Genomic DNA, 2,681 nt, shown 5'->3' with positions numbered 1-2,681 from the left:
ACACCGACGGCGTCGCCCATCAGCACGCCCTGGTCCTGCGCCGCGTCATCGACGCCACGCCGGAGCGGATCTGGAAGGCCTGGATGACGCCGGACCTGTTGCAGCAGTGGTTCGTCCCGCGCCCGTGGACCCTTTCGGACGTGAATGTCGATCCGCGCCCCGGCGGCGTCTTCAACTTCGTCATGCACGGGCCGGACGGAGAGCATATTCCGAACAGCGGCATCTTCCTTGAGGTCGTGCCGAACCGTCGCTGGATCACGACCGACGCCCTGACGCCGGACTGGAAGCCCGCCGGCCAGCCCTTCATGGTCGCCACGGTCGAACTGAACCCGCTGCCGGACGGCAAGACCGAATATGTCGCCACGGCGCGCCACTGGAACGCCGAGACGATGAAACAGCACGAGGCCATGGGCTTCCATGAAGGCTGGGGCACGTGCGCCGACCAGCTGGCCGAACTGCTCAAGACCCACTGACTCCCCGGCCTTCGTCCGGACCCGCTGAAGAGCCCGCCCGATGACCTTCGTTGAAACGACCGCGACCCGCCCCACCCTTCATATGCAGCGCTTCTTCGACGCGCCGCGTGCGCTGGTCTGGCGGGCCTGGACGAACCCCGAGGTCCTTGTGCTGTGGCTGGGTCCGGTCGAATGGCCCGCGGTCAGCACGACCCAGGACCTGAGGGTCGGCGGCGAGTGGCGGGCCTGCCTGCGTTCGCCCGACACCGGGCAGGACCTGTGGCAGGGCGGAATCTATCGCGAGATCGTGCCCGACGAGCGGCTGGTCTTCACCTTCAAATGGGATGAGTCTCACGAGGACGGCCCGCCGGTCGACACCCTGGTGACCGTCCAGCTCAGCGACGCGGCGGGCGGCGGCACCCTGATGGACTTCACCCACGAGGGGCTGAAGTCCGAAGCCAGCCTGACGGGCCACAAGCACGGCTGGACCAGCACCTTCGAGCGGCTGGAGGCCTTCCTCGCCCGCGAGCGGGATCAGTAGCGGCGACTCGTCGCGCCGAGCGTTTTCTCAAGCCAGACAAGGAGAACGACCATGAAGATCGTGCCCAGCCTGAGCTTCCGCGGCCAGTGCCGCGAAGCCTTCGAATTCTACGCCGACGTTCTGGGCGGCAAGATCACCTCCGCCTATCCCTATGGCGACGGCCCGCCCGACATGCCCATGGGACCCCAGTACAGGGACTGGCTGATGCACTGCTGGCTGGATGTCGGCGATCAGTCGATCATGGGCGCCGACATGGATGTCGACTGGGCCCCGAACATCGACAAGCCCAAGAACGGCTTTGACATCGCCCTGCACACCGACGACGCGGCCGAGGCCCGCCGCTGGTACGACGCCCTGGTCGAGGGCGGCAAGCCGACCATGCCGTTCGGCGAGACCTTCTGGTCGCCCGGCTACGGCGGGCTGATCGACAAATTCGGCGTGCCCTGGATGGTCAACACCATTCCGGCGGAAGGCTGGACGCCCAAGGGGCAATGAGGGCCTCGCCTTCCGTCTGGACCGGGCGGGTGCTGAGCGGGCTGTTCGTCCTGTTCATGCTCGCCGCCTCGATCGCACCGAAATTCCTGATGTCCGGGATGGTCGTCGAACAGAATATGGAGCCGCTCGGCTGGCAGGGGAAATATCTGATGCTGATCGCGGCGATCGAGCTGGGCTGCGTCGTCCTCTACGTCATCCCGCGCACCAGTCTGCTGGGCGCGATCCTGATGACGGGCCTGCTGGGCGGAGCCATCGCCACCAATCTGAGGGTGGAGATGCCGCTGTTCAGCCACGTCCTGTTCGGGATCTACCTCGGGCTGTTCATGTGGGGCGGCCTGTGGCTGAGGGACGACCGGTTGCGCGGCCTCTTCCCGATCCGACGGAGCGCGTCATGACCGTGGCCGCCTCCATTCCGGACCACCTCACCCGGCTGAACATCGTCCGCAAGTTCGACGCGCCCCGCGCGCTGGTGTGGAAGATGTGGACCGACCCGGCCCATGCCGGGGTGTGGTGGGCGCCCGAGCATTTCACCACGCCGGTGATCCGGCTGGACGCCCGCCCCGGCGGCGCCATTCACGTGGTCATGCGGGCGCCGGACGGCGGCGAGCACCCGTTCGACGGCCGGTTCATTTCGCTGGACGAGCCCGAGCGGCTGGTGATGCGGACCTGGGTTCAGCGCGAGGACGGATCACTCTGGTTCGAGGTCGAGCAATCCGTGCGGTTCGAGGACGTTGACGGCCGCACCGTCCTGCATTTCGAGGCGATCGTCCTGGAGGCCGGCGAAGACGCCCTCGGCCCACTGAGCGGCATGGAGGCCGGCTGGAACGGCTGCCTGGACAAGCTGGCGGCGCACATTCGCGCCGTGGCGCCGCGGGAGGCTGAGACATGCTGAAGGGATCGGTTGCGGCGAATCCCGATGCATACGCAACGGGTCTCGAAGGCTGGACCCACGCGCCGGTCGCGGCGCTGCGCGAGGCCGTGCGCAGCGTCGGGGGCCTGAACGAGGTCATCAAATGGGGCCATCTGGTCTATCTCTCGAACGGCCCCGTCCTGCTGATCCGGGCCGAGGAGGCGCGGATCGTGTTCGGCTTCTGGCGCGGCCAGCGGCTGCGCGACATCGAACCGGGCCTCAAGCCCGGCGGCCAGTACGAAATGGCCTCCGTCATCCTGAGAGAGGGCGAGACGGTCGATCC

At 67.5% G+C, this 2,681-nt stretch carries 6 protein-coding genes; all 6 read left to right on the top strand.

Translation table 11 applies throughout. The annotated features are described in order from the left end of the window. A partial coding sequence (locus V6M42_RS00420) for an SRPBCC family protein (protein WP_442880902.1) occupies positions 1–473 on the top strand: 473 nt, incomplete at its 5' end. A gap of 40 nt (positions 474–513) precedes the next feature. Continuing rightward, complete coding sequence (locus V6M42_RS00415; RefSeq protein ID WP_332676405.1) at positions 514–993, top strand: SRPBCC family protein; 480 nt, start codon at positions 514–516, stop codon at positions 991–993. 51 nt (positions 994–1,044) lie between these two features. After that, on the top strand, positions 1,045–1,488 hold the full coding sequence (locus tag V6M42_RS00410; RefSeq protein ID WP_332659606.1) for a VOC family protein: 444 nt from the start codon (positions 1,045–1,047) through the stop codon (positions 1,486–1,488). After that, positions 1,485–1,883 carry a DoxX family protein gene (locus tag V6M42_RS00405; protein WP_332676403.1) on the top strand — a complete coding sequence of 133 codons (399 nt, stop codon included), beginning with the start codon at positions 1,485–1,487 and terminating at the stop codon, positions 1,881–1,883. Before V6M42_RS00410 ends, V6M42_RS00405 begins: the two co-directional genes overlap by 4 nt. Then, positions 1,880–2,380 (top strand): SRPBCC family protein, encoded by a 501-nt coding sequence (locus V6M42_RS00400; RefSeq protein WP_332676401.1) that lies wholly within the window; start codon positions 1,880–1,882, stop codon positions 2,378–2,380. The genes V6M42_RS00405 and V6M42_RS00400 overlap by 4 nt, the downstream gene beginning before the upstream one ends. Continuing rightward, the coding region (locus V6M42_RS00395; RefSeq protein ID WP_332676398.1) for a DUF1801 domain-containing protein at positions 2,374–2,681 on the top strand (308 nt) is incomplete at its 3' end. The genes V6M42_RS00400 and V6M42_RS00395, both read left to right, overlap by 7 nt.

It is taken from the genome of Brevundimonas sp. (assembly GCF_036677305.1).
GTDB lineage: Bacteria > Pseudomonadota > Alphaproteobacteria > Caulobacterales > Caulobacteraceae > Brevundimonas.
The sequence above is the reverse complement of the archived record's forward strand: the minus strand, read 5'-3'. Positions and strand labels throughout refer to the sequence as shown.